Genomic DNA, 25,532 nt, shown 5'->3' with positions numbered 1-25,532 from the left:
ACTACCGAGTCATCTTCAAGAGTCATGGCAATACGAAGCAAGCATATCCTCGTCTCCCGTACTGACAATATCGGCGACATCGTCCTGACGCTGCCCATGGTGGCACGCCTGCGGCAAATGAATCCCGGCGCCAGGATCAGTTTCCTGTGCCGCGCCTATGCCGCGCCGCTGGTGCGCTTTTGCACGGATATCGACCAGGTCATCGAACTGGAGGATATTGCCGATGCGCCGGCGGAATACCTGAAGCATTCGGATATCGACACCCTGCTGTTGGCGCAACCGGACCGCAAGCTGGCATACGCGGCATTCCGCGCCGGGATCAGGCACCGGATCGGCAATGCCCGGCAGAAGCTGTACCTGCTGTTCTACTGCAACCGCCGGGTACGCTTCAGCAAGCGGGTTACCGAAGACCACGAGGCCCAGATCAATTTTGAGTTCCTGCGCGCCTTCGGCCCCAGGTCGATCCCCACTCGCGAAGAGATTCCGGGCATGTATCACTTCGACATCCCGGTCAACAGCGAAATCAGCCAGCAGCTGCAGCCCTACGGCTTCAACCTGGTATTGCATACCAAATCGAACGGACACGGCCGCGAATGGCCGATCGAACATTACACCGCGCTCGCGCAATTGCTGCGGTCACAGCCGGATGTGCACCTGTGGCTGACCGGCAGCGCCAGGGAAGGGGAATGGCTGAAGGCGCACGGGCATGCGCTGCTCCAGTTGCCCAACGTGACCAGCGTCTGCGGCGCCCAGACGCTGGGGCAGCTGACCCAGCTGATCAAGCAGGCCGACGGGCTCATCGCCAGCGGCACCGGACCGTTGCACCTTTCCGCGGCCATTGGCCAGCGTACGCTGGGACTGTTCCCGCCGACCCGCCCCATGCACCCGGGGCGCTGGGCTGCGCTCGGCCTTCGCGCACAGAACTTGTCCATGCAAAAGAGCTGCTCGGCCTGCGAGAAGATCGTGGCCGATACCTGTGACTGCATGCGGCAGCTCACGCCGCAGGCGGTTCACGGCATCGTCAACGACTGGATCCTGGAAAAGAAGGAGATGGGGGTCAAGGCGCGAGCGGCCAACTGACGACCGCCGCCGTCAGTGCGGCACGGCCGGCGAGCCGGCCGCCTGCCGGGTCTTGATGATGAAGGCCAGGAACGCGCCGACCTGTCGCCGCGCGCCAGCTCAGGCCGGGAAGACGCCTGTGGACAAATAGCGATCGCCGCGGTCGCAGACGACAAAGACGATCGTCGCGTTCTCCACGGTTTCCGCAACCTGCAGGGCCACGCAGAGCGCGCCCGCCGCGGAAACCCCGCAGAAAATGCCCTCTTCGGCCGCCATCCGCCGGGCCATGTGCTCGGCATCCGCCTGGCTGACAGGTTCCGTACGGTCGATATACTTCGGGTCGTAGATCTTCGGCATATAGGCTTCCGGCCACTTGCGGATACCCGGAATACGCGAACCTTCCGCCGGCTGCGCGCCAATGACCTGCACTTCGGGGTTCTGCTCCTTCAGGTAGCGCGAGACCCCGGTGATGGTGCCGGTCGTCCCCATTGCCGACACGAAGTGGGTAATACGCCCCTGGGTTTCGCGCCAGATTTCAGGCCCGGTGGTTTCATAGTGAGCCAGCGGGTTGTCCGGGTTGGCGAACTGGTCAAGGATCACACCCTTGCCATCGCGCTCCATGGAGTCAGCCAGGTCGCGGGCGTATTCCATGCCGCCCTTGACCGGCGTGAGAATGATCTCCGCGCCATAGGCGGCCATGCTCTGGCGGCGCTCCAGGCTGAGATCCTCAGGCATGATCAGCACCATCTTGTAGCCGCGGATGGCGGCTGCCATGGCCAGTGCAATGCCGGTATTGCCGGAAGTCGCCTCGATCAGGGTATCGCCCGGCTTGATACGGCCACGGGCCTCTGCCCGGGCGATCATGGAAAGGGCCGGGCGGTCCTTGACGGATCCTGCCGGATTATTGCCTTCCATCTTGCCGAGGATCACATTGCCACGTGCGTCATTGGCAGCACCCGGAATCCGCTGCAACCGGACCAGCGGCGTGTTGCCGATGGTGTCTTCAATAGTCTTGTAGGCCATGGTGCGAGAGTCGTATTTTGGCGGCCATTGTAAACCACCGCACTTACCCGTGCCGGCGGCCGGGCTTTGCACACCGGCCCTGGCGCACCATGGGCCGGCCGTGGCTACGCGTCCTTGTTGCCGTCGCCCAGCAGGTGGTAGAGCAGCATGCAGCCGAAGGTCGCAGTACCGATCCCGCCCAGCGTCATGCCGCCAAGCTTGAGCGTCAGGTCGCCTGCCGCCACGGTCAGCGTGGCGCCGACGGTAATCAGGTTGCGCGAACTGGAGAAATCGACGCGGTTCTGCACCCAGATGCGGCCGGCGGTGGCTGCGATCAGGCCAAAGACCACGATCGTCAGGCCGCCGATGACCGGCCCGGGGATGGTCAGGATCAGCGCGCCAAACTTGGGCGAGAAGCCAAGCAGGATGGCAACGGCTGCGGCCACGACAAAGATCAGCGTGGAGTAGATCTTGGTGACCGCCATCACACCCATGTTCTCGGCATAGGTCGTTACGCCCGTGCCGCCACCGCTGGCAGAGAGCACGGTGGCAATACCGTCGCCGATGAAGGCCCGGCCGATATACGGGTCGAGATTGCGGCCGGTCATCACGCCGATTGCCTTGATATGGCCCAGGTTCTCCGCCACCAGCACGATTGCCACCGGCGCCACGAGCATCATGGCGCCGACATCGAAGACGGGCGCCGTGAAGGCAGGCATCCCGAACCAGCTGGCCGCCGCCACGCCTGAAAAATCAATCGGCTTGCCGAGGCCCATCAGGTTGGCCCCGACATAGTAAGCAAGATAGCCGGCAAGGCCGCCGATCAGCACCGGCAGCCGTCCGAGCATGCCCGGCGCGCGCACCGCCACCAGGCCGACTGCCAGCACAGCAAGCAGCCCGACCCAGGTGTCGAACGACGAACCGCTGACCGCCTTCACCGCCACGGGGGCCAGGTTCAGCCCGATGGCGGCCACGATCGCACCCGTGACAACCGGGGGCATGAGCCGCTCGACCCACGCATAACCGACCGCCTGCACCACCAGGCCTATCACCGTGTACAGCACCCCGGCGGCGATGATGCCGCCAAGCGCAACGGGAATATTGGGATTGGGCCCGCTGCCGGCATAGCCAGTGGCGGCAATGACGACGGCGATAAACGCGAAACTGGAGCCGAGATAGCTCGGCACCCGCCCGCGTACGCAAAGAAAGAAGATCAGCGTGCCGATACCCGAGAAAAGGATGGCGATGTTGGGGTTGAACCCCATCAGGATGGGGGCGATTGCGGTCGACCCGAACATTGCCACCACATGCTGGACACCTGCGAGCACGGTCTGCCCGGCCGGCAATCGCTCGTCAGGTCCGATCACGCCCTCGGTCTTGAGACGCCATCGCGGCAGGAATCCGGCGTCATCGCCATGGTTCATTGTTTTCTCCCTGTTATTTGGTCAGGCGGTTTGGCCAGGCGGCCCGCTCGCCGGCGAGTCCGGCATGACGGGCTGGTTGCCGTCGAACGCCGGCAGGGCCGGCCTGGCCGCCGCGGCGTCCGCATGATACTCCGGCCTCGGCAGCACGCGAAGGCCTGCGCCATGCGCTGTGGCATCGCCGCCGCGGCCGGCGGGAAGACATCAGGGAGAACTGAGCAAGCAGCATGGCGGCATGCACGGCAGGCTGTCGCCGTGACGCCGCCAGGCTCTAGCGCGCGGCCGGCTTCTTGCCCGCCGCCGTCGCCGGAGCCGCCGGTGCCGCTGCGGTCTTGGCAGCGGGCGCGGCAGCCTTGGCCCCGAACGTCAGCCCGGCCTCCTGAAGCCGGGCGGCAGATTTCGGGCCCACGCCGCTTACCCGCTGGGCAAGGTCACCGGCATCCTTGTAGGGGCCGTGCTGGTTGCGCTCTTCGACAACGCGCTTCGCGGTGGCCGGGCCAATGCCCTTGATCGAGGTCAGCGCCGCCTCGTCAGCCGTGTTGACATCCACTGCCGCAAAGGCAGCGCCCGCCAGGAACATCCAGGCTGCCGCAAGCAGGCAGCCTTGTCCGAACCACGTCTTTAGCATTTGTGAAGCTCCTTCCGGTTGGGCGCCTCGCCGGGATTGGCAAGGGCAGGAACAGGATAGAGCTCACCGCATGCGCCGGCGCACGCGGCAACACACGTTCACATGGTTACACAGAAGCGTGTCCGGATCGGATCACTGCGCGGCACTCAGGCGCCATGCGCCAGCAGCCACTCACAATAGCGCGCAACACCCTCTTGGGCAAGAACGAAGGGCGCGGTGTAGCCAGCGCTGCGCAGCCGGCTCACATCGGACTGGGTAAGGCACTGATACCTGCCGCGCAGCGCTTCGGGAAAGCGGGAATACTCGATGAGGCCCTCCTGCACGATCTCGTCCAGCGTCAGGGCGGTCTTGCCTTCAGACAGCCTCACCGTATTGACCACAGTGCGGGCGATATCGTTGAAGGTCTCCGCACGCCCTGTGCCGACATTGAAGATCCCTGACTTGCCCTGGTGCTCCAGGAAGTGGAAGTTGACCTTCACCACGTCTTCGACGGCCACGAAATCATGGCTGTGAGCGCCCGGCCCGTACCCCCCGTACTCGCCATAGACCTTGATCGCGCCCTCGGCACGGAACTGCTCGAGGCCTTGCAGCACCATGGACGCCATGCGGCCCTTGTGGGTTTCGCCGGGGCCATAGACGCTGAAATAGCGCAGGCCGACCACCTGCGACAACGCGCCCGCGATGGCACGCCTCGCCACCTGGTCGAACAGGAACTTCGAATAGCCGTAGATGGCGAGCGGCTGCTCGCAATCGCGCTCCTCGCGGAACCCCGGCGTGGTTCCGTACACGGCAGCGGTCGACGCATAGATGAACTGCACGCCCTGCGCCAGGCACGCTTCCATCAGCGCCTGGCTGTAGCGGTAGTTGTTGGCCATCACGTAGCGGCCGTCCTGTTCCGCGGTGTCGGTGCACGCGCCCTGGTGGAAGACGGCCTTCACCTTGCCGAAGTCTCCGCGCGTGAAGCGGGCCAGGAAATCGTCCTTGTCGATGTAGTCCCGGATGTCGCAATCCACCAGGTTGCGGAATTTTTCGGAGCGCGCCAGGTTGTCGACGGCAAGGACATTGTCCTCGCCATGCGCGTTCAGTCCCTTGATGAGGTTGCTGCCGACAAATCCGGCAGCCCCCGTAACGATGATGGCCATGTTCGATTCAACGATCAGTTCGACACTGCGCTGAGCATCCGGCTGACGCGCGTCGGTGAGTTGGCGGCGATTCAGCCGGCGGCCCCAAACAGTTCGGGATAGCTAACCACTGCGGTACCCAGCTTGCCGACCACGATGCCGCCGGCCCGGTTGGCGAGCTGGACTGCCTGCTTGAGCGGCGCGCCCGCCGCCATCATGGTGGCCAGCGTTGCAATCACGGTATCGCCCGCCCCCGATACATCATAGACTTCGCGCGCCTGGGCCGAAACATGCAGCACCTCGGCCTCCGTGTACAGCGTCATGCCTTCCTCCGAGCGCGTCAGCAGCAGGGCTTCCAGTTGCAGTTCGCGCCGCAGGTTCTGCGCCCGTGCGGTCAGGTCGTGCTCACTCTTCCAGGCACCGACCACACGCCGCATCTCGGCACGGTTGGGGGTGATCAGGGTGGCGCCGCGGTACTTGGAATAATCATCCCCCTTGGGGTCCACCAGCACCTTGCGCCCGGCGGCACGGCCCGCCTCCACCATCCGGCCGACATGGGTGAGTCCACCCTTGCCATAGTCGGAAAGCACCAGCACCTCGTACTGCTGGATCAGCTCGTTGAAGCCATCGAGCACCGACAACAGCACTTCATGCGTGGGCGTTTTCTCGAAATCGACCCGCAGCAGTTGTTGCTGGTGCGCCAGTACGCGCAGCTTGATGGTGGTGCTCAGCGACGGATCGCGCATCAGGTAAGGCTGTACGCGGCTCTCGGCGAGCAGTGCCTCAAGCGTGCGGCCCGGTTCATCCTCGCCGACCACGCCCAGCATGCCGACGCGGGCGCCCAGGGCAGCCGCATTGCGGGCCACGTTGGCGGCGCCTCCAAGGCGTTCGTCGCTGCGCTTTACCTGGACCACGGGGACCGGTGCCTCCGGGGAGATCCGGTCCACATCGCCGAACCAGTAGCGGTCGAGCATCAAGTCGCCCACCACGAGGATGCTGGACTGGCTGATCTGTTCCTGCGAAACGCTGTTCTTGCTCATGGAGTTTCCTTGGCAACATCCGGGTCAATGCCCACCGGCATGTTGCATTGCATAATCATTGAGCCGGGTTCATTGCCCCGGCATGCCCCGGCCGATCGCGAGATATTCAATGCCCTGTTCCGCCATCGCCTCGGGCTCGTACAGATTGCGCCCGTCGAAGATCACCGGCGTCTTCAGGCGCTGCTTGATCTGGCCGAAGTCGGGGCTGCGGAACACCTTCCATTCGGTCACGATCGCCAATGCGTCGGCGCCATCGAGTGCATCCATCTGATGCTCGTGGAAGCTCACGCGCGCGGCGCTGCCCGGCAGGTCGGCCAGGTCGGCATCGAGCACGCGCCGGGCCTCGGCCATCGATACCGGGTCATGCACGCGCAGCGCCGCGCCGCGCGACACCAGTTCGCGCGCCAGCACCCGCGACGGCGCCTCGCGCATATCGTCGGTATTGGGCTTGAACGCCAGGCCCCAGATCGCAAAGGTGCGGCCGGTCAGGTCGTCGCCGAAGCGGCGCACGATCTTGTCGCCCAGCACGCGCTTCTGCGCATCGTTGACGGCCTCCACCGCTTCCAGCACGCGCATCGGCTTGCCGTGGTCGGCGGCGGTGCGCATCAGCGCCTGCACGTCCTTGGGAAAGCACGAGCCGCCATAGCCCGCGCCGGCATACAGGAAACTGTAGCCGATGCGCGGGTCCGAGCCGATGCCCATGCGCACCAGTTCGATATCTGCGCCCACCTCATCGGCCAGGTTGGCCAGCTCGTTCATGAACGAGATGCGCGTGGCCAGCATCGAGTTGGCCGCGTACTTGGTGAACTCCGCCGAGCGCACGTCCATGTAGAAAGTGCGTTCATGGTGGCGGTTGAACGGCGCATACAGCTGGCGCATGGTGGCCTGCGCGTGACGGCCGGCAGCGTCGGCATTGCAGCCCAGCACGATGCGGTCCGGGCGCATGAAGTCCTCGACCGCGGCGCCCTCCTTCAGGAACTCGGGGTTCGACACCACCGAGAACTGCAGGTCTTCGAGCCCGCGCGCGGCCAGTTCCTCGCGGATCGCGGCGGCGACCCGATCGCCGGTGCCCACTGGCACGGTCGACTTGTCGACCACCACCTTGAACCCGGTCATGTGGCGGCCGATATTGCGGGCCGCCGCCAGCACGTACTTGAGGTCGGCGGAGCCGTCTTCGTCCGGCGGCGTACCCACGGCGATGAACTGCACGTCGGCGTGCTCGACGCTGGCGGCCACATCGGTGGAAAAGGTCAGGCGGCCGGCGGCACGATTGCGCTGGATCAGTTCCTGCAGGCCCGGCTCGTAGATCGGCACGCCGCCCGCGTTGAGCAGCGCGATCTTCTGTTCGTCCAGGTCCAGGCAGAACACGTCGTTGCCCTGCTCCGCCAGGCATGCGCCGGTGACAAGACCGACATAGCCGCTGCCAATAATGGTGACTTTCATAGCTTCAGTTCAGAATCTGTTGCACCGGCCGCCGGGATCAGCCGAGGGTCTCGGAACGCCGCGGGGCATAGGTTTCCCAGCGGTTGCAGCCCGGGCATTGCCAATAGAAAAGCCGGGCACGGAAGCCGCATTCGCGGCAGGTGTAGCGCGCCAGGTTGCGGGTGCGCAGCTGCAGCAGGTCGCGGATGGCGGTGGTTTCCCTGCCTGCCTCGTCGCAGTCGTCAGCGACCTCAGCCTGGCCCGCCGGAGTCTCGCCGATCGCCTGCGTGGCCGCCGCCACGGCCGCCTGCGCCTCGAAATACTTGGTCAGCGCCAGCAGCGTGGGCTGGCGGCGCAGCTGTTCACGCATCAGACGCGCCGCGGCTTCAGGGCCGTTCACTTCCAGTTCGGCCTTGTAGGCGGTATCAAGCACCTCAGGTGCCAGCTTGCCCTTGAGCAGGCCGCGCAGCCATTCCAGCGCCACGCCTTGCTCATCCAGGCTGGCATAAGCCTTGACCACGCGGTCGGCCACCAGTGGCAGGAAGGACGCGTCCTGCCGCTCGATGCCCAGCCAATGGCCCAGCGCCGCGCGCGTGTCGCCTGCCGCCGCGGCCACGTCGCCCAGCAGGATCGGGGCACGCACGTTGGCGGGATTCTCGGCGACGGCCTGGTTCAGCCATTTCACCGCATCTTCCGGGCGTTTGCGCTGCAGCGCATCCTGCGCCAGCTCGCAGCAGAACTGCGCGATCTGCAGGCTGTAGCTCTTCTGCTCCAGCGTCTGCAGCTCACGCGCGGCCTCGATCGCCTTCTGCCACTCCTTCTCCACTTCGTAGAGTTCGAGCAGCACGCGCTTGGCCGACGCCGCGTAAGGGCCCGACATCAGCCGGCGCAGCGATTCCTCGGCACGGTCCAGCAGGCCCGCGCGCAGGTAGTCCTGGCCCAGCTCGAACAACGCGTGCTCGCGCTCAGGCTCCGGCAGGTCAGGACGCGTGGCGAGGTTCTGGTGCACGCGGATGGCGCGCTCGGTCTCGCCGCGGCGGCGGAACAGCGCGCCCAGCGCAAAGTGCAGTTCGGTGGTTTCCGGGTCCAGCCGGGCCACTTCGACAAAGGCGTCGATAGCCTGGTCGGGCTGCTCGTTGAGCAGGAAATTGAGGCCCTTGAAATACGAGCGCGGCAAGGCGCCCTGCTCGCTGATCAGCTGGCGCACGTCGAAGCGCGCCGCCATCCAGCCAAGGCCAAAGACAAGTGGCAGCGCCAGCAGCCACCAGGTTTCAAACATCATGGATCAGACTTTCGGGCCGACTACGTTATAGGGAGAGTTGCCGTCGCGCTGCACCGGGGTGACGACCAATGCCGATGCGGGCTCCGCCGCCGATGTCGCCGAGCGCGTGTCCGCGACCGCGCGGCGCAGCTTCGCCAGTTCCATGCGCTGGCGCATCAGCCCGGGTGCCACCGAAGCCAGCGCCGCCACCGCGCCCAGCGCAAAGGCGGCAAACAGGATCAGGATCAGCGGCGCATGCCAGACGGCGTTGAAGAACAGCTGCAGCGAGACTTCGGCGGTATTGCGCAGCGCCAGCACGAACAGCAGCACGAATACGACGATACGGACGATCCAGGCGAACAGTTTCATGCGGTTGGGCAGCTTGACGTTGGCGCCGCGCCAGCGCACATGCGCGAGGCCCGGCATAGACCCCGGCATTGTAGCGGATTGACATCCTCTCCACCCAAAGGCAGGGGATCCCTACTGCATTTGAGACAACCATGCCTGCCGCAGATCGCCTCGGTGAAGAGCGCGCCCATGCCGGGCGCACAAAAAAAGAAAGCGCCCCGTGGGGCGCTTTCTTATGAACAACACAGCGGCAGGCAAAGCCCGGGCGGTCAGGAGCGGACGAAATTCAGCCCGCTCTCGTGCAAACCCGCCGGCGCGGCGGGTGCCGCGCCCTGGCCTGCCTTGCCCGACACGGCCTGGGCCGTGCCGCCGGAGTGGCCGTTGCCATGGATGCCCGAGGGCACCGGCTGGCTGCGGTCAACCCGTTCGCGCAATTCCTTGCCCGCCTTGAAGTGCGGCACCCGTTTCTCGGGGACCAGCACACGTTCGCCGGACTTGGGATTGCGCCCCACGCGAGGCGGACGCTTGTTCAGACCAAAACTGCCGAATCCGCGGATCTCGATGCGGTGGCCATCGGCCAACGCTTCGGACATCGCGTCGAGTATCGTTTTGACCGAGATGTCCGCATCCCGCAGCAGCAACTGGGGGAAGCGGGCAGCCAGTTTTTCGACGAGCTCCGACTTGGTCATGGGCATACGCGCAAGCGCGGGGGGCTGCGATTACTGGTTGTCCTGGCCGAGCTTGGCCTTCAGCAGGGCGCCGAGGTTGGTCGTGCCAGCCGTGCCGGTGTCAGCCTGGAACTTCTGCATCGCTTCTTGCTGCTCTGCGCTGTCCTTGGCCTTGATCGACAGGTTGATATTGCGCGACTTGCGGTCAACGTTCACCACCAGGGCGGTGATCTGCTCGCCTTCCTTCAGCACGTTGCGGGCGTCTTCCACGCGGTCAGCGGAGATCTCCGATGCACGCAGGTAGCCTTCCACGTCGTCAGCCAGCTGGACCACGGCACCCTTGGCGTCAACGGCCTTGATCGTGCCATTCACCAGCGAGCCTTTGTCGTTGGCCGAGATGAAGTTGTTGAACGGATCGCCCGACAGCTGCTTGATGCCCAGCGAGATGCGTTCCTTGTCGACGTCGATGCCCAGAACCACGGCTTCGACTTCGTCGCCCTTCTTGTACTTGCGAACGGCTTCTTCGCCAGTTTCCTGCCACGACAGGTCGGACAGGTGCACCAGGCCGTCGATGCCGCCGGGCAGGCCGATGAACACGCCGAAGTCGGTGATCGACTTGATCTGGCCGGCCAGCTTGTCGCCCTTCTTGTGGTTACGGCTGAAATCGTCCCACGGATTGGCCTTGCACTGCTTCATGCCCAGGCTGATACGACGCTTGTCTTCGTCGATATCCAGAACCATGACTTCGACTTCGTCGCCCAGCTGGACAACCTTGGACGGGGCAACGTTCTTGTTGGTCCAGTCCATTTCCGACACGTGCACCAGGCCTTCGATGCCGGCTTCGATCTCGACGAACGCGCCGTAGTCGGTCAGGTTGGTCACCTTGCCGAACAGGCGGGTGCCTTGCGGGTAGCGGCGCGAGATGCCCACCCACGGATCTTCGCCCAGTTGCTTCACGCCCAGCGAGACGCGGTTCTTTTCCTGGTCGAACTTGAGGATCTTGGCGGTGATTTCCTGGCCAACCGACAGCACTTCGCTCGGGTGACGCACACGACGCCATGCCAGGTCGGTGATGTGCAGCAGGCCGTCGATACCGCCCAGGTCAACGAACGCACCGTAGTCGGTGATGTTCTTGACGATACCGTTGACGATGGCGCCTTCCTTCAGGGTTTCCATCAGCTTCTGACGCTCTTCGCCCAGGGTCGCTTCGACCACGGCGCGGCGCGACAGCACCACGTTGTTGCGCTTGCGGTCCAGCTTGATGACCTTGAATTCCAGGGTCTTGCCTTCGTACGGGGTGGTGTCCTTGATCGGGCGCACGTCAACCAGCGAACCCGGCAGGAACGCGCGGATGCCGTTGACCATCACCGTCAGGCCGCCCTTGACCTTGCCGGTCACGGTACCCGAGATGATTTCGCCGTCTTCCAGCGCCTTCTCGAGGTTCAGCCACGATGCCAGGCGCTTGGCCTTGTCGCGCGAGAGGATAGTGTCGCCATAGCCGTTCTCGAGCGCATCGATGGCCACGGAGACATAGTCGCCGGCCTGCACTTCGAGTTCGCCCTGGTCGTTCAGGAACTCCTCTACCGGCACAAATGCTTCGGACTTGAGGCCGGCATTGACGACCACGAAGTTGTGGTCGATACGCACGACTTCAGCGGAAATCACTTCGCCAGCCTTCATATTGGAGCGGGCGACGGATTCCTCGAACAGTGCGGCAAAGGATTCGTTAGTTTGCAGGTCGGACATAAACGTAAGGTGAAATCCGCAGTACGCTGGCCGGCACGACTATCGCGCTCAGTCTGCCAGTGCAGCGGGGTCAGGTTTGACAAAACCAGTCACAGGCATTGCCTGGGACCGGCACCATCTGGTGCCGTCGGGGTGCGCCGCTTCTACGAATGCGCCCGCATGCATCTCATGCACCGGGCCGCACAGCGGCAAACCACTCCAGCACCTGCGCCACTGCCTGATCCACCGTCATGTCGGAGGTATCGAGCAGCTTTGCATCCTCGGCGGGACGCAGCGGCGCGGCGGCGCGGGTGCGATCCCGCGCATCGCGCGCCTCAAGGTCACGCAAAAGGTCTTCAATATTAGCAGAAATTCCCTTATCAATCAATTGTTTATAGCGCCTCCGTGCACGCGCTTCAACACTTGCGGTCAGGAATACCTTGAGCTGGGCATCCGGGAAGATCACGGTGCCCATGTCGCGGCCGTCGGCCACCAGCCCCGGAAGCTTGCGGAAGCTGCGCTGCAGCTGGGTCAGGGCGTCCCGAACCGGCTGGTGCACGGCAATGGCCGAGGCCCGGTTGCCGATCGCCTCGGCGCGGATCGCCAGGCTGACTTCCTCGCCCTGCAGCCAGACGCGGTCAGGACCGAACTTCACATCGAGGCGCGAAGCGATCTTTGCAAGGGCGTCCATATCCGCCAGATCCACGTCGGCGCGGTCGCTGGCCAGGGCCACCAGCCGGTACAGCGCACCGCTGTCGAGCAGGTGGAAGCCGACGGCATCGGCAACCTTGTGCGCAACAGTGCCCTTGCCGGAGGCGGTCGGCCCGTCAATGGTGATGACGTTGACGATAGTCATTGGTTATGGAACTCAGAAAAACAATTGATTTTGAATCAAACTGAGAATCATTATTATTTGATCCATGGCGCTTCACCGCTGCGGTGCAGCGCCCTTCAGTTTCAGTCGCGAGGCAATCTACCATGGCCAAAACCCTGACGTTCGGCATCATGCACCTCGGCATCGCATTCAGTGTGACGTATACGCTGACCGGCAGCCTTGCCATCAGCGGCGCCATTACCTTCATCGAACCGGCCGTCAATACGGTGGCCCACTACTTCTTCGACCGCTACTGGGAAAAGCGCGAGCGGCGCCAGGCCGACGCCGCCAGCGGCAACACCCCGGCGGCGCCCGACAGCGACCTGGTCAGCGCTTAACCCGCCACACCCGCGGTCACGCCCGCAAACACGCTGAAGTAATCCGGGAACGTCTTCGCCACGCAGCCCGGATCATTGATTCGTACCGGCAAGGGCCCGAACGCCGCCAGCGAGAAGCACATCGCCATGCGATGGTCATCATAGGTGCCAATGCCATCGGCCGGGGTCTGCCATGGTTGCGGCGGCGTCACACGCAGGTAATCCGCCCCTTCTTCCACGACTGCGCCGAGCTTGCGCAGTTCCGTCGCCATCGCCGCGATGCGGTCGGTTTCCTTGACGCGCCAGCTGGCGATATTGGTCAGCGTGGTCGTGCCTTCGGCAAACAGCGCCGCCACCGCCAGCGTCATGGCCGCGTCGGGGATATGGTTGCAGTCCAGTTCGATGCCGTGCAGACGCCCGTCGTCGCGTTCCGTGCCGCGCACTTCGATCCAGTTGTCGCCGGCCATCACATTGGCGCCCATGCGGTTGAGCGCCTCGGCAAAGCGCACATCGCCCTGGATGCTGGCCATGCCCACGCCCTCCACCCGCACCGGGCCGCCGCCGATCGCGCCGGCCGCCAGGAAGTAGGAAGCGGACGACGCATCACCCTCGACAAAAATCTCGCCCGGCGAACAATAGGCCGCGCCGGCCGGCAGCACGAAGCGCTCCCAGCCCTGGCGCTCCACCTGGATGCCGAAGCGCGCCAGCAGGTTCAGCGTGATCTCGATATACGGCTTGGAGATCAGCTCGCCCACCACCTCGATCTCGATGCGGCCGCTGGCGGACTGCGCCATCGGCAGGCTCATCAGCAGTGCCGTCAGGAACTGGCTGGAGACATCGCCGCGCACGCGGATCGGCGCATCGATGCGGATGCTGGCGGGCTGGATATGCAGCGGCGGGAAGCCTTCGTTGCCGAGGTAGTCGATCACCGCGCCGACCTGGCGCAGGCCGTCTACCAGGTCGCCGATCGGCCGTTCATGCATGCGCGGCACGCCCGACAGCTTGTAGCTGCCGCCTTGCAGTGCCAGCGCGGCCGTGAGCGGGCGGATCGCGGTGCCGGCGTTGCCCATGAAGAGCTCCGCCGCCTTGTTCGGGAAGTTGCCGCCGGCGCCGGTGACGATATAGTCGGCGCCTTCCTGACGCCAGGCCACGCCCAGCGTGCGCAGCGCCTGCAGCATCACGCGGGTGTCGTCGGAATCGAGCAGGTCGCGCACGCGGGTCTCGCCGTTGGCCAGGGCGGCCAGCAGCAGCACACGGTTGGAGATGCTCTTCGAGCCCGGCAGCCGGACGGTGCCGTTGGCGCGGGTCAGGGGGCCTAGCGTCAGGTGTTCCATGGTTTCTTGTGGGCGCGAGGCGCCGCGGTCAGGCGATTGAATCAGGGTTCGATATTGTTGCCCGCGGCACGCTCAGTGCCCCAGGCCAGCCGGGTCTTGCTGGCGCGCGTGAAGATGCGTTCGAGCGCGTCGCCTTCGCTCTTTTCGATCAGCGTCTTCAGGTGCGCCAGCACCGACTGGTAGGTATTCAGCTCGCGCAGCAGCGCGTCGCGGTTGGCCACGCAGATGTCGCGCCACATCTCCGGCGACGACGCCGCGATGCGCGTGAAATCGCGGAAGCCGCCACCGGCGAAATCCAGCTTCAGGGCGGCGTCCTCCGCGTTGGCGACCTGGGCCACCAGCGCGTACGACAACACATGCGGCAGGTGGCTGACCGAGGCGAACACTGCGTCGTGCTGGACCGCCGACATCACGTGGCATTGTGCGCCGGCGCTTTCCCACATGGCGCGCACCGCGGCCACATCGGCGCGCGAATTTTCCTGCAGCGGGCACAGCACGGTCTTCTTGCCAACGTACAGGTCCGGCAGCGCCGCCTCCACGCCGTTGAGCTCGCGTCCCGCAATCGGGTGCGCCGGCACGAACTGCGCGACCTTGTCGCCCAGCGCGGTCTTGGCGGCCATGATCACGTCGGACTTGGTGCTGCCGGCATCGGTGACGATGGTGCCCGGCTCCAGGTGCGGCTCCAGCGCGTGCAGCAGCGCAAAGTTCTGCGCCACCGGCGCGCACAGCACGACCACGCTCGCGCCGCGCGCGGCATCGGCCAGCGACGCGGCCTCGTCGATCACGCCCAGGTCCAGCGCCTTCTGCAGCGACGCCGGCGAGCGCCCCACCCCGACCACCGTGCCCACCACGCCGGCGCGCTTGAGCGCCAGCGCGAGCGAGCCGCCGATCAGGCCGACACCGACAATGACAACACGGGAAAAATGCAATGCACTCACAATCTCAGGCCGCTAGCGGCAGTAGCTCGGATCAGACCGAGGTAATTCAATGACTGGCATTCCAGCGGGCAAAGCGCCCGGCCGGGGACACCGATTGCTGCGGCTGCGCTCACGCCAGCGCCCGCTCCAGCGCCGCAATGAATGCCGCGTTCTCGTCCGGCAGGCCGATGGTCACGCGCAGCCAGCGCGGCAGGTTGTAGTTGCCCACCGGCCGCACGATCACGCCCTGCCTGAGCAGCGCCAGGTTCACGCGGGCGCCGGCACCATCGTCATCGCCCACGCGCACCAGCACGAAGTTGCCTGACGACGGCACGTACTCCAGCCCGAGGCGATCGAAGGCCTCGGTCAGTTGCGCCTTGCCGGCGCGGTTCAGTTCCGCACTGCGGCGCAGGAATCCGGCATCGTCCAGCGCGGCGATGGCCGCGGCTTGCGCCACGCTGTTGACGTTGAACGGCTGGCGGATGCGGTTCAGCAGGTCCGTCAGCACTGGTTGCGCCACCGCGTAGCCAATGCGCAGGCCCGCCAGGCCGTAGGCCTTGGAGAATGTGCGCGACACCATCAGGTTCGGATAGCGGCGCACCCAGGCGAGCGAATCGTATTGCTGGCCGGCATCCAGGTACTCGTTGTACGCCTCGTCCAGCACCACCACCACATGGGCTGGTACCCGCTGCAGGAAGGCTTCGATCTGCGCGGCCGGCACGAACGTGCCGGTCGGATTGTTCGGGTTGGCGATAAAAACCAGCCGCGTATCCGGCGCGATCGCCGCGGCCATCGCTTCCAGGTCATGGCCGTAGTCGCGCGCGGGCACTTCGATGGCGCGCGCGCCGATCTCCTGCGTGGCCAGCGCGTAGACCGCGAACGAATACTCGGCATAGACGATCGACTGGCCCGGCTCGACCAGCGCATGCGCGGCCAGCTCCAGGATGTCGTTGCTGCCATTGCCCAGCGTCAGCCAGTCGGCGGGCACGCCGAAGCGCGCCGACAGCGCGCCCTTCAGCGCAAAGCCGTTGGAATCCGGGTAGCGGCCGAGCTCAGCCACGGCTTCGGCCACCGCGCGGCGGGCCGACTCCGGCATGCCGAGCGGATTCTCGTTGGAGGCGAGCTTGACGATGCCGGCCTCATCCAGGCCGAACTCGCGCGCGACTTCCGAAATCGGCTTGCCGGCAATGTACGGCGAAATCGCCCGTACATAGTCCGGGCCGAATACCGTGCCGCCTTGCTTACCCTGCTCTGCCATCTCGTCTCCTGGTTCTTTTCCGGCTGTTTTTACTTGCTCGACGGATACGAGCCCAGCACCTTCAGGTAGGCTGCGTTACGGCGCAGCTCTTCAATGGCGCGTGCCACCGCCGGCTCATGCTGGTGCCCTTCCACGTCGACGTAGAAGTAGTACTCCCACGCGCCGCTGCGCGCCGGACGCGACTCGAAGCGGCACATCGACACGCCGTTCTCGGCCAGCGGCGCCAGCAACTGGTACACCGCGCCGGCCTTGTTGGGCACGGACAGGATCATCGAAGTCTGGTCGCTGCCCGAGGGCTCGGTCTCATAGCGGCCGATCACGGCAAAGCGCGTGCGGTTGTGCGGATCGTCCTGGATATGCGTGCGCACCAGATGCAGGTGATAGCGGTTGGCGGCGGACTCTGCGGCAATCGCGGCCACGGTCGGGTCTTCGCTGGCCATGCGCGCGGCTTCGGCATTGCTCGACACCGCCTGGCGCTCCAGGTGCGGATAGTTGGCGGTCAGCCAGTGCTGGCACTGTGCCAGCGCCTGCGCATGCGCGCGCACCACGGTGACGCCCTGCATGTCTGGCGTGGAGGCCATCAGGTTGTGATGGACCTTGAGCGCGATCTCGCCGCTGATCTTCAGCGAGGTCTGCAGGAACAGGTCAAGCGTGCGCGACACCGCGCCCTCGGTGGAATTCTCGACCGGCACCACGCCGTACTCGACCGTACCCGCCTCGACGGCGCGGAACACTTCGTCGATGCTAGGGCAAGGCACGCCCGAGACCTCATGGCCGAAATGCGCGTACAAGGCCTGCTCTGAGAACGTGCCGGCCGGGCCCAGGAACGCCACTTCCAGCGGCTTCTCCAGTCCGCGGCAGGCCGACATCACCTCACGCCAGATTGCCGCCACGCTTTCGCCCAGCAGCGGACCGGGGTTGGCGCCCTGCACCTTGCGGATGACCTGCAGTTCGCGCTCCGGACGGAACACCGGCGCGCCGTACTTCTTCTTGACTTCGCCAACCTCGAGCGCCAGTTTCGCGCGGTGGTTCAGCATCGCCAGCAGTTCGCGGTCAACGGTGTCGATCTGCTCGCGCAGCGGGCCCAGTTCGACCGACAGCTTGCGCTCGGCTTCGCTCAGGTGATTGTCGTTGGGCGGCGTCTCCTCGCTCGCGGGGGTGCGGTCTTGGCTAGTCATCTTGTATGAATCCGGTGGGCCGCCAGGCGCGGCGGCCAAGAGAAACTGCCCGCTGCCGGCCGGCGCGCCGTGCGTGGCAGGCGCGGGCCGGCAGCGGGAATGCGCGTCAGGCGGAAGTACGCTCGAACTCGCGCATGAAATCGATCAGCGCCGTCACGCCTTCGAGTGGCATGGCGTTGTAGATGCTGGCACGCATGCCGCCCACGGTCTTGTGTCCCTTGAGCTGCACCAGTCCGTTGGCCCGCGCCTGCTGCAGGAACGCCTCATTGCGCGATTCGTCGGCCAGCAAGAACGGCACGTTCATGCGCGAGCGGCAGCTCGGATGGATCTCATTGCGATAGAAATCGCTCTGGTCCAGGTAGGTGTACAGCGCCGACGCCTTGGCGATATTGCGCTGCTCGATCGCCGGCACGCCGCCCTGGCGCTTGAGCCATTTGAAGACCAGGCCGGCGATATAGATCGCATAGGTCGGCGGCGTGTTGTACATCGAGTTGTGCTCGGCCACCAGGCGCCAGTTGAACGCCGACGGGCACAGCGGATGGGCGCGGCCGATCAGGTCGTCGCGCACGATCACGATGGTGACGCCGGCCGGGCCGATATTCTTCTGCGCGCCGCCGTAGACCACCTGCACGCGCGACCAGTCGATCGGGCGCGACAGGATATGGCTCGATGCATCGGCCACCACCACGCGGTCGCCCTTGACCTGGCCGATATCGGGAATGTCCTGGAACTCCACGCCAACGATGGTCTCGTTGGTGCACAGGTGCACGTAGCCGGCATCGTCAGACAGCTTCCAGTCCGCAACTTCAGGGATGCGGTGGAATTTCTGCGCCTCGCTGGTTGCCGCGATATTGACCGCGCCATAACGGCGGGCTTCCTGCTCGGTCTTGACCGACCAGGTGCCGGTGACGACGAAGTCGGCCTTGGGCGCGTCGGCGCTGCGCAGGCGCATCAGGTTCAACGGCACGATGCCGTTTTCGCCGATGGCGCCGCCCTGCAGGAACAGCACGTGGAAATTGGCGGGGATATGCAGCAATTCGCGCAGGTCCGCGACCGCTTCGGCCTGGATGCCTTCGAATTCGCGGCTGCGGTGGCTCATTTCCATCACCGAGACCCCGGTCCCGCGCCAGGACAGCATCTCCTCGGCAGCCTGTTGCAGCACTTCGGCAGGCAGCGCTGCCGGGCCGGGCGAGAAGTTATAGACGCGTTCGGCCAATGCACGCTGCATCATGCCGGCAAGAGCGGGATTCTGGGGATCGTTCATGAGACGGGGAATGGAAAAATGGCTGCCGGAGTTACCCAAGCAGCCATTATCCCTCAAACCCGCGCCCCGTTGGGCACCCGGGGCTGACCCCGGCGCCGCGCCGGCCTGCAAGCTTGCAGCCGGGCGGCGGTCTGATTCAGTCGCGGATCACGCCAGCATCACTTCGAAGCGGCGGTGATTTCCTTCTCGGCGGCGTCGCGCATCGACTTGCCGACCTGCGGACCGTACTTCTGCATCATCGAACCCCAGATCTCCTGGGTCGCCTTGCCCTGGTTGGCCATGAACTTCTGGCCGGTCGGCGACTTCAGGAAGGTGGTCAGGTCCTTCAGTTCCTGCGTCGAGTAGTACTTGCCGAAGGCATCGTAGTGGGCCTGGATCGCGTCCTTGCGGAAGCCATCGGTATTGAACGCCGAGCCGGCGCCGTCAACCATGCGCTGCACCGCGCCGTTCTTCTTCAGCTTTTCGACAGCAGCCTGCTTCTGCTTGTCGTTCAGGGTCTTGTTCTCGACCAGCACCTGCTCCAGCACCAGCGGCGCTTCCTGCTTGGCGCCCTGCTGCCAGTTGTCTGCCTGGCCCTTGACGGCCTGGTCTGCCTGCATGACGGAAAGCAGTTCCTTGATAGCTGCCGTCTTTTCCGCGTCCTGCGCGTGCGCATGCTGCGCCATCATGAAGGTCGGAACAAAAGCGGCCAGAACGGCGATACGTCGATAGGTCTTGAGCATTGTGACTCCCTGGTAAATACGTCCGTTTTAGTCTGGACAGCCGCGAGGCGAGTTCCGGCTGGCGTCCTGTTGTTGCAACAATTTACGTTTTGTCTTGCGGATTGGCGTCGGCATCGGCCCCGGCAGCGCCCTCGGCACCTTCCGCGCCGTCGGCTTCCTCGGCGTCTTCGCCACCGGCGCCGTTGTCGGCATCGCTTTCCACGATGCGCTGCAGGCCGGACAGTTTGGTGCCTTCATCCACATTGATCAGCGTGACGCCCTGCGTGGCGCGGCCCATTTCGCGGATTTCGGCCACGCGGGTACGGATCAGCACGCCGCCGGTAGTGATCAGCATGATTTCGTCCTCGGGCGAAACCAGTGCCGCAGCCACCACACGGCCGTTGCGCTCGCTCGTCTGGATCGCAATCATGCCCTTGGTGCCCCGGCCGTGTCGAGTGTACTCGGCGATGGGGGTGCGCTTGCCGTAGCCATTCTCGGTGGCGGTCAGCACGCTGCCGCGCACGGCGGCTTGCGCAGCCTCTTCGGCGGTCTCCGCGGGCGCCACCAGCATGGCGATCACGGTCTGGCCGTCTTCGAGGTTCATGCCGCGCACGCCGCGCGCCTGGCGACCCATCGGGCGCACGTCGTTCTCGTCGAAGCGCACTGCCTTGCCGGCATCCGAGAACAGCATCACATCATGCTGCCCGTCCGTCACCGCCGCGCCGATCAGGTAGTCGCCCTCATCCAGGTCGACCGCGATGATGCCGGCCTTGCGCGGGTTGGAGAACTCGGTCAGCGCCGTCTTCTTGACCGTGCCGCGGGCGGTGGCCATGAAGATGAAGTGCTCGGCGTCAAACTGCTTGACCGGCAGGATCACATTGATTTTTTCGCCTTCGGACAGCGGGAACATGTTGACGATCGGCCGCCCGCGCGAGTTGCGCGAGCCTTGCGGCACCTCGTACACCTTCAGCCAGTACAACCGGCCGCGGTTGGAGAAGCACAGAATGTAGTCGTGGGTATTGGCCACGAACAGCGTGTCGATCCAGTCGTCTTCCTTGGTCGCCGCCGCCTGCTTGCCGCGCCCGCCACGCTTCTGCGCGCGGTACTCGGAAATCGGCTGGCTCTTCATATAGCCGCTGTGCGACAGCGTGACCACCATGTCCTGCGGGGTGATCAGGTCTTCGGTGTCCAGTTCGGTCGCGTTCAGTTCGATCTGCGAGCGGCGCACATCGCCGAATTCAGCGCGGATCGCGGTAAGTTCGTCGACGATGATGGTAGTAATGCGCTCCGGCCGTGCCAGGATATCCAGCAGGTCGGCGATTTCCGCCATGATGTCGCGATATTCCTGGACGATCTTGTCCTGTTCGAGTCCGGTGAGGCGTTGCAGGCGCATTTGCAGGATTTCCTGCGCCTGGCCATCGGACAGTCGGTACAGACCGTCCGCCTGCATCCCGAACACCGCCGGCAGCCCGTCCGGACGATAGGAGGCACGTCCGCCCGGCGTTTCGCCTTCGGCGCGTGCGAGCATGTCACGGACCAGCGCGGAATCCCACGCCTTGGTCATCAGTTCCTGCTTGGCGATCGGCGGGGTCGGCGCGGCCTTGATGATGGCGATGAACTCGTCGATATTGGCCAGCGCCACGGCCAGGCCTTCCAGCACATGGCCGCGTTCGCGCGCCTTGCGCAGTTCGAACACCGTGCGGCGCGTGACGACTTCGCGGCGGTGCGCCAGGAAGTACTCCAGCATCTGGCGCAGGTTCAGCAGGCGCGGCTGGCGGTCGACCAGCGCCACCATGTTCATGCCGAAGGTGTCCTGCAGCTGGGTGTTCTTATATAGGTTGTTGAGAACAACCTCCGGCACCTCGTTGCGCTTGAGCTCGATCACCACCCGCATGCCGGACTTGTCCGACTCGTCGCGGATGTCCGAGATGCCCTCGACCTTCTTCTCGGTGACCAGCTCGGCGATGCGCTCGAGCAGGGTGCGCTTGTTGACCTGGTAGGGCAGCTCGTCGACGATGATCGCCTGGCGCTGGCCGCGGTCGATGTCCTCGAAGTGCGTCTTGGCGCGCATCACCACGCGACCGCGGCCGGTGCGATAGCCTTCGCGCACGCCCTGAATGCCATAGATAATCCCGGCGGTCGGAAAATCCGGAGCCGGAATCAATTCAATCAGTTCATCCACCGTCGCCTGCGGGTTGCGCAGCAGGTGCAGACAGCCATCGACGATTTCATTCAGGTTATGCGGAGGAATATTGGTGGCCATGCCCACCGCAATACCCGACGAACCATTGATTAGCAGATTGGGAATACGCGCCGGCAGAATCGAGGGCTCTTTCTCGGAGCCGTCGTAGTTGCTGTCGAAATCGACGGTTTCCTTGTCGATGTCGTGCAGCATCTCATGGGCGATTTTCGCCAGGCGGATTTCGGTATAACGCATGGCCGCGGCGTTATCGCCGTCGACCGAACCGAAATTGCCCTGGCCGTCGACCAGCATGTAGCGCAGCGAAAAATTCTGCGCCATGCGGACGATGGTGTCGTAGACTGCGGTATCGCCGTGCGGATGGTACTTACCGATCACATCACCGACGATACGGGCCGACTTCTTATAGGACCGGTTCCAGTCGTTATTGAGCTCGTGCATCGCAAACAGCACGCGCCGGTGCACCGGTTTCAGGCCGTCCCGAACATCGGGAAGCGCCCGGCCCACGATTACGCTCATGGCGTAATCGAGATAGGAGCGGCGCATTTCCTCTTCGAGGGAGACCGGAAGGGTTTCTTTTGCGAATGGATCCATTGCGGCGTGGTTTATGCGGCAGGTTTAAGCGAATGACAGGCCCTTTAGCGTGCGGCACAGTGGGCGCCTGACGGCTGGGCAACGTGCCATTCTAACATGCCGCCAACCCCCGCCTCCCGCTCTCCGGACGGCCCTTGCACGCACCTTGCGAGGCCCTCCCCGAAACCCGGAATCCCTGATGCCACAAGGCTTTGCGGGCGACACAAGACCCATGTTGCACAAACACCACAGGCCCAAAACCCATGCGGCGAATCGAATATATTTACTTCTTAGGAAACGACCCTTGTGGCACAATTCCCCAGCGAAGAGCCAGACATTGTTCGAAGTGGAGCATCCGCCACATCGAGAATGTTATACTCCGAAGAATGTATGACTTGTTTTCGTCCATTTGCTCGCAGTAACCCTGCGGTGATCTCATCCTGAGAGGAGAAATATGAAAAAATTTGCCAAGCTCGCGCTCGTTGCAGCTACCGCAGTAATGGCTGCATCCGCTCAAGCTCAGTCCGTCCCTTATGAAAAGAAGGCAGTAAACGACAACTGGGGCAACGGTACGAGCGAGTACGTGTGGAAGAATGGCACGAACGAGCTCTGCTGGCGCGACAGCTCCTGGACCCCGGCCACGGCGAACGCGCTGTGCGACGGCGCCCTGGCCCCGGCCGCTGCAGCACCGGCACCGGCTCCGGTGGCTCCGCCGGTTGTGTCGAGCGAGAAGGTCACTTTCGCTGCTGACACCCTGTTCGATTTCGACAAGGCCGTCCTGAAGCCGGAAGGCAAGTCCAAGCTGGACGACCTGGTCTCGAAGCTGCAAGGCATCACCCTGGAAGTCATCATCGCCGTTGGCCACACCGACTCGTTCGGTTCGGACAAGTACAACGATCGCCTGTCGATCCGTCGTGCTGAATCGGTCAAGGCTTACCTGGTGAGCAAGGGCGTTGAAGCCAACCGTGTCTACACCGAAGGCAAGGGCAAGCGCCAGCTGAAGGTCGACCCGAAGTCGTGCAAGGGCAACCGCAAGTCCCAGATCGCCTGCCAGCAGCCGAACCGCCGCGTGGAAGTCGAAGTGGTCGGCACCCGCAGCGCACGTTAATCGGATCCCTTCCGATCAAGAAAGCCCAGCGCAAGCTGGGCTTTTTTTTTGGTACAGTTGCCCGGACTGTCCCCTTCCCATCACCCGCCGCGGCCTGCGCCGCCGGCCCCGCATACGATGACGTTGCAATCGCAAACCCTTTCCGCAGCCGACGCCGCCAATCAGGACCTGCCGCGCCGGAATGCCGACCCCAAGGAAATCGACAAGTTCAGCGAGCTGGCCCACCGCTGGTGGGACCCCGAAAGCGAATTCAAGCCCCTGCATGAACTGAACCCGCTGCGCCTGGGCTGGATCGACGGCATTGCCGGCCTGGCCGGCAAGCGCGTGGTCGACGTCGGTTGCGGCGGCGGCATCCTGTCCGAAAGCATGGCGCGCCTGGGCGCCACCGTGCGCGGTATCGATCTCTCGACCAAGGCCCTCAAGGTGGCGGACCTGCACAGCCTGGAGTCCGGCGTTGCGGTGACCTACGAGGAGATCGCCGCAGAAGCCCTGGCGGCGCGCGAACCGGCCAGCGTAGATGTGGTGACTTGCATGGAGATGCTGGAACACGTGCCCGATCCGGCCTCGATCGTGCGGGCCTGCACCACCCTGGTGAAGCCGGGCGGCCATGTGTTCTTCTCGACCATCAACCGCAACCTGAAGGCCTACCTGCTGGCCATCGTCGGGGCGGAGTACGTGCTCAACATGCTGCCGCGCGGCACCCACGACTACGACAAGTTCATCACCCCGTCCGAACTGGCGCGCTTTGCGCGCCAGGCCGGCCTGGACCTGGTGGAAATGCGCGGCATGACCTACAACCCGCTGTCGCAGGTGTATGCGCTGGGCCGCGACACCGACGTGAACTACATGATGGCGTTCCGCCGGGTGGCAGCATGAGCGCGGGCATCGCAGGGGTCTTCTTCGATCTGGACGGCACCCTCGCCGACACCGCCCCGGACCTGGCGGCCGCCGCCAACCGGCTGGTCGTCGAGCGTGGCCAGCCGCCGGTAGCCTATGAAAAGCTGCGGCCCGTCGCCTCGCACGGCGCGCGCGGACTGCTGGGTGCCGCGTTCGGCCTGTGCCCGGAGGATGCGGAGTTCCCCGCCCTGCGCGACGTCTTCCTCGACTACTACGAGGCCGACATCGCGGTCCATACGCGCCTGTTCGACGGCATGCCGCAGGTGCTGGCCGCGCTCGAGGCAGCGGGCATCCCATGGGGCATCGTCACCAACAAGATCGCCCGCTTCACGGTGCCGCTGGTCGCCGCCATCGGCCTGGCGCCACGCGCCAGCGCCGTGGTCAGCGGCGACACCACGCCCCACGCCAAGCCGCACCCCGCCCCGCTGCTGCATGCGGCAGCCAGCGCCGGCGTCGATCCGCGCCGCTGCGTCTACGTCGGCGATGACCTGCGCGACATCCAGGCCGGCAAGGCCGCCGGCATGATCACCGTCACCGCCGCCTATGGCTATTGCGGCGACGGCGAGCCGCCCGAGACCTGGGGCGCCGACCACCTGATCCGTCACCCGGCCGAGCTGATCCTGCTGCTGGTGCCCGCCGCGGTCGCCTGAAGGCGACGCCAGGCAGTACCCTGCCCCCGCCTGGAACTCCCCGAGACAGCGTGCGTCCAACCGGGTACAATCCAGCTTCCTCACTGGGGCCGACCTGGTTTCGACGTGGGTTACAAAGCAGTGGAGGGCATACCGAGGACCCGTCACCTCGTTAATCAATGGGAATGCAATAACTGCTAACGACGAACGTTACGCACTGGCCGCTTAATTGCGGCCGTCCTCGCACTGGCTCGCTGACGGGCTAGGGTTCGCAAGAACCAGCGAGGTCATTTACGTCAGATAAGCTCCGGAAGGGTCACGAAGCCGGGGACGAAAACCTAGTGACTCGCCGTCGTAGAGCGTGTTCGTCCGCGATGCGCCGGTTAAATTAAATGACAGAACTAAGTATGTAGAACTCTCTGTGGAGGACTTGCGGACGCGGGTTCGATTCCCGCCGGCTCCACCAGTATTCAGTCCGATGCAGTACCAGCAGGGCAAGAAACCCGCGATAGCGCAAAGCTTCGCGGGTTTTTTCTTTGCGCGGTCGGCACCCCGCGGCCCGACGCCCGCGACGGCATGCGCAGCGC

General features: G+C 64.7%; 23 protein-coding genes and 1 other RNA gene. 6 read left to right on the top strand and 18 right to left on the bottom strand.

What is annotated here, in order from left to right:
- Positions 1–24: 24 nt before the first annotated feature.
- Complete coding sequence (locus DN412_RS15770) at positions 25–1,080, top strand: glycosyltransferase family 9 protein (RefSeq protein ID WP_115212482.1); 1,056 nt, start codon at positions 25–27, stop codon at positions 1,078–1,080.
- A 99-nt stretch (positions 1,081–1,179) separates the two neighbouring features.
- Here DN412_RS15770 and cysM read toward each other — a convergent pair whose 3' ends face one another.
- From cysM to cmk, 11 genes are all read right to left on the bottom strand, one after another.
- Positions 1,180–2,082, bottom strand: a complete 903-nt coding sequence (cysM, locus tag DN412_RS15765) for a cysteine synthase CysM (protein WP_115212481.1) — start codon at positions 2,080–2,082, stop codon at positions 1,180–1,182.
- Positions 2,083–2,186: 104 nt separating this feature from the next.
- Positions 2,187–3,485 carry a solute carrier family 23 protein gene (locus DN412_RS15760; protein ID WP_115212480.1) on the bottom strand — a complete coding sequence of 433 codons (1,299 nt, stop codon included), beginning with the start codon at positions 3,483–3,485 and terminating at the stop codon, positions 2,187–2,189.
- A 268-nt stretch (positions 3,486–3,753) separates the two neighbouring features.
- Positions 3,754–4,110 carry a ComEA family DNA-binding protein gene (locus DN412_RS15755; RefSeq protein WP_115212479.1) on the bottom strand — a complete coding sequence of 119 codons (357 nt, stop codon included), beginning with the start codon at positions 4,108–4,110 and terminating at the stop codon, positions 3,754–3,756.
- Positions 4,111–4,256: 146 nt separating this feature from the next.
- Positions 4,257–5,252, bottom strand: a complete 996-nt coding sequence (rfaD, locus tag DN412_RS15750) for an ADP-glyceromanno-heptose 6-epimerase (RefSeq protein ID WP_115212478.1) — start codon at positions 5,250–5,252, stop codon at positions 4,257–4,259.
- A 71-nt stretch (positions 5,253–5,323) separates the two neighbouring features.
- Positions 5,324–6,271: a D-glycero-beta-D-manno-heptose-7-phosphate kinase gene (gene rfaE1 / locus DN412_RS15745; RefSeq protein ID WP_078195556.1), complete on the bottom strand. Its 948-nt coding sequence runs from the start codon at positions 6,269–6,271 to the stop codon at positions 5,324–5,326.
- Between the two features lie 69 nt (positions 6,272–6,340).
- Positions 6,341–7,714: a UDP-glucose dehydrogenase family protein gene (locus tag DN412_RS15740; RefSeq protein WP_115212477.1), complete on the bottom strand. Its 1,374-nt coding sequence runs from the start codon at positions 7,712–7,714 to the stop codon at positions 6,341–6,343.
- A 37-nt stretch (positions 7,715–7,751) separates the two neighbouring features.
- Complete coding sequence (lapB, locus tag DN412_RS15735; RefSeq protein ID WP_115212476.1) at positions 7,752–8,975, bottom strand: lipopolysaccharide assembly protein LapB; 1,224 nt, start codon at positions 8,973–8,975, stop codon at positions 7,752–7,754.
- 3 nt (positions 8,976–8,978) lie between these two features.
- On the bottom strand, positions 8,979–9,323 hold the full coding sequence (locus tag DN412_RS15730) for a LapA family protein (protein WP_115212539.1): 345 nt from the start codon (positions 9,321–9,323) through the stop codon (positions 8,979–8,981).
- 248 nt (positions 9,324–9,571) lie between these two features.
- Positions 9,572–9,991 carry an integration host factor subunit beta gene (locus DN412_RS15725; protein ID WP_115212538.1) on the bottom strand — a complete coding sequence of 140 codons (420 nt, stop codon included), beginning with the start codon at positions 9,989–9,991 and terminating at the stop codon, positions 9,572–9,574.
- 30 nt (positions 9,992–10,021) lie between these two features.
- Positions 10,022–11,716, bottom strand: a complete 1,695-nt coding sequence (gene rpsA, locus DN412_RS15720; protein WP_078195552.1) for a 30S ribosomal protein S1 — start codon at positions 11,714–11,716, stop codon at positions 10,022–10,024.
- A gap of 166 nt (positions 11,717–11,882) precedes the next feature.
- The gene (gene cmk / locus DN412_RS15715; RefSeq protein ID WP_115212475.1) at positions 11,883–12,551 is read right to left on the bottom strand and encodes a (d)CMP kinase; all 669 of its coding nucleotides are present in this window, start codon (positions 12,549–12,551) and stop codon (positions 11,883–11,885) included.
- A 122-nt stretch (positions 12,552–12,673) separates the two neighbouring features.
- Between cmk and DN412_RS15710 the strand changes: the two genes are divergently transcribed.
- Complete coding sequence (locus DN412_RS15710; protein ID WP_115212474.1) at positions 12,674–12,907, top strand: DUF2061 domain-containing protein; 234 nt, start codon at positions 12,674–12,676, stop codon at positions 12,905–12,907.
- Here the strand turns inward: DN412_RS15710 and aroA are convergent.
- The 7 genes from aroA to gyrA all read right to left on the bottom strand — a co-directional run bounded on the left by aroA (position 12,904) and on the right by gyrA (position 22,332).
- Positions 12,904–14,220 (bottom strand): 3-phosphoshikimate 1-carboxyvinyltransferase, encoded by a 1,317-nt coding sequence (gene aroA / locus DN412_RS15705; RefSeq protein ID WP_115212473.1) that lies wholly within the window; start codon positions 14,218–14,220, stop codon positions 12,904–12,906. The two genes, DN412_RS15710 and aroA, sit on opposite strands and share 4 nt — an antisense overlap.
- A gap of 41 nt (positions 14,221–14,261) precedes the next feature.
- A complete protein-coding gene (locus DN412_RS15700) occupies positions 14,262–15,158 on the bottom strand; it encodes a prephenate dehydrogenase (RefSeq protein ID WP_115212472.1) in 897 nt (298 codons plus the stop codon).
- A 109-nt stretch (positions 15,159–15,267) separates the two neighbouring features.
- Positions 15,268–16,395, bottom strand: coding sequence for a histidinol-phosphate transaminase (gene hisC, locus DN412_RS15695; RefSeq protein ID WP_115212471.1), 1,128 nt, complete (start codon positions 16,393–16,395; stop codon positions 15,268–15,270).
- 29 nt (positions 16,396–16,424) lie between these two features.
- A complete protein-coding gene (gene pheA, locus DN412_RS15690; RefSeq protein WP_115212470.1) occupies positions 16,425–17,573 on the bottom strand; it encodes a prephenate dehydratase in 1,149 nt (382 codons plus the stop codon).
- A 106-nt stretch (positions 17,574–17,679) separates the two neighbouring features.
- The gene (gene serC / locus DN412_RS15685; protein ID WP_115212469.1) at positions 17,680–18,837 is read right to left on the bottom strand and encodes a 3-phosphoserine/phosphohydroxythreonine transaminase; all 1,158 of its coding nucleotides are present in this window, start codon (positions 18,835–18,837) and stop codon (positions 17,680–17,682) included.
- Positions 18,838–18,995: 158 nt separating this feature from the next.
- Complete coding sequence (locus tag DN412_RS15680; RefSeq protein WP_115212468.1) at positions 18,996–19,559, bottom strand: DUF2059 domain-containing protein; 564 nt, start codon at positions 19,557–19,559, stop codon at positions 18,996–18,998.
- A gap of 82 nt (positions 19,560–19,641) precedes the next feature.
- Positions 19,642–22,332, bottom strand: coding sequence for a DNA gyrase subunit A (gene gyrA, locus DN412_RS15675; protein ID WP_115212467.1), 2,691 nt, complete (start codon positions 22,330–22,332; stop codon positions 19,642–19,644).
- Positions 22,333–22,765: 433 nt separating this feature from the next.
- Here gyrA and ompA point away from each other — a divergent pair, with 433 nt between their 5' ends.
- The 4 genes from ompA (at position 22,766) to ssrA (ending at position 25,411) form a co-directional block, all read left to right on the top strand.
- Positions 22,766–23,419, top strand: a complete 654-nt coding sequence (gene ompA / locus DN412_RS15670; protein WP_078195542.1) for an outer membrane protein OmpA — start codon at positions 22,766–22,768, stop codon at positions 23,417–23,419.
- 117 nt (positions 23,420–23,536) lie between these two features.
- Positions 23,537–24,295: a bifunctional 2-polyprenyl-6-hydroxyphenol methylase/3-demethylubiquinol 3-O-methyltransferase UbiG gene (gene ubiG, locus DN412_RS15665; protein ID WP_115212466.1), complete on the top strand. Its 759-nt coding sequence runs from the start codon at positions 23,537–23,539 to the stop codon at positions 24,293–24,295.
- Positions 24,292–24,966, top strand: coding sequence for a phosphoglycolate phosphatase (gene gph, locus DN412_RS15660; RefSeq protein WP_115212465.1), 675 nt, complete (start codon positions 24,292–24,294; stop codon positions 24,964–24,966). Before ubiG ends, gph begins: the two co-directional genes overlap by 4 nt.
- An 85-nt stretch (positions 24,967–25,051) precedes the next feature.
- Positions 25,052–25,411, top strand: a transfer-messenger RNA (tmRNA) gene (gene ssrA / locus DN412_RS15655).
- Positions 25,412–25,532 lie beyond the last annotated feature (121 nt).

This window comes from Cupriavidus lacunae, from assembly GCF_003353055.1.
In the GTDB taxonomy this organism is placed as follows: Bacteria; Pseudomonadota; Gammaproteobacteria; order Burkholderiales; family Burkholderiaceae; genus Cupriavidus; species Cupriavidus lacunae.
This window is presented reverse-complemented; position numbering and strand designations above follow the sequence as displayed.

Bases quoted from the DNA above. Each gene is read 5' to 3' on its own strand.
- DN412_RS15770 (WP_115212482.1), top strand. From the start codon at position 25: ATGGCAATACGAAGCAAGCATATCCTCGTCTCCCGTACTGACAATATC.
- cysM (WP_115212481.1), bottom strand. From the start codon at position 2,082: ATGGCCTACAAGACTATTGAAGACACCATCGGCAACACGCCGCTGGTC.
- DN412_RS15760 (WP_115212480.1), bottom strand. From the start codon at position 3,485: ATGAACCATGGCGATGACGCCGGATTCCTGCCGCGATGGCGTCTCAAG.
- DN412_RS15755 (WP_115212479.1), bottom strand. From the start codon at position 4,110: ATGCTAAAGACGTGGTTCGGACAAGGCTGCCTGCTTGCGGCAGCCTGG.
- rfaD (WP_115212478.1), bottom strand. From the start codon at position 5,252: ATGGCCATCATCGTTACGGGGGCTGCCGGATTTGTCGGCAGCAACCTC.
- rfaE1 (WP_078195556.1), bottom strand. From the start codon at position 6,271: ATGAGCAAGAACAGCGTTTCGCAGGAACAGATCAGCCAGTCCAGCATC.
- DN412_RS15740 (WP_115212477.1), bottom strand. From the start codon at position 7,714: ATGAAAGTCACCATTATTGGCAGCGGCTATGTCGGTCTTGTCACCGGC.
- lapB (WP_115212476.1), bottom strand. From the start codon at position 8,975: ATGATGTTTGAAACCTGGTGGCTGCTGGCGCTGCCACTTGTCTTTGGC.
- DN412_RS15730 (WP_115212539.1), bottom strand. From the start codon at position 9,323: ATGAAACTGTTCGCCTGGATCGTCCGTATCGTCGTATTCGTGCTGCTG.
- DN412_RS15725 (WP_115212538.1), bottom strand. From the start codon at position 9,991: ATGACCAAGTCGGAGCTCGTCGAAAAACTGGCTGCCCGCTTCCCCCAG.
- rpsA (WP_078195552.1), bottom strand. From the start codon at position 11,716: ATGTCCGACCTGCAAACTAACGAATCCTTTGCCGCACTGTTCGAGGAA.
- cmk (WP_115212475.1), bottom strand. From the start codon at position 12,551: ATGACTATCGTCAACGTCATCACCATTGACGGGCCGACCGCCTCCGGC.
- DN412_RS15710 (WP_115212474.1), top strand. From the start codon at position 12,674: ATGGCCAAAACCCTGACGTTCGGCATCATGCACCTCGGCATCGCATTC.
- aroA (WP_115212473.1), bottom strand. From the start codon at position 14,220: ATGGAACACCTGACGCTAGGCCCCCTGACCCGCGCCAACGGCACCGTC.
- hisC (WP_115212471.1), bottom strand. From the start codon at position 16,395: ATGGCAGAGCAGGGTAAGCAAGGCGGCACGGTATTCGGCCCGGACTAT.
- pheA (WP_115212470.1), bottom strand. From the start codon at position 17,573: ATGACTAGCCAAGACCGCACCCCCGCGAGCGAGGAGACGCCGCCCAAC.
- serC (WP_115212469.1), bottom strand. From the start codon at position 18,837: ATGAACGATCCCCAGAATCCCGCTCTTGCCGGCATGATGCAGCGTGCA.
- DN412_RS15680 (WP_115212468.1), bottom strand. From the start codon at position 19,559: ATGCTCAAGACCTATCGACGTATCGCCGTTCTGGCCGCTTTTGTTCCG.
- gyrA (WP_115212467.1), bottom strand. From the start codon at position 22,332: ATGGATCCATTCGCAAAAGAAACCCTTCCGGTCTCCCTCGAAGAGGAA.
- ompA (WP_078195542.1), top strand. From the start codon at position 22,766: ATGAAAAAATTTGCCAAGCTCGCGCTCGTTGCAGCTACCGCAGTAATG.
- ubiG (WP_115212466.1), top strand. From the start codon at position 23,537: ATGACGTTGCAATCGCAAACCCTTTCCGCAGCCGACGCCGCCAATCAG.
- gph (WP_115212465.1), top strand. From the start codon at position 24,292: ATGAGCGCGGGCATCGCAGGGGTCTTCTTCGATCTGGACGGCACCCTC.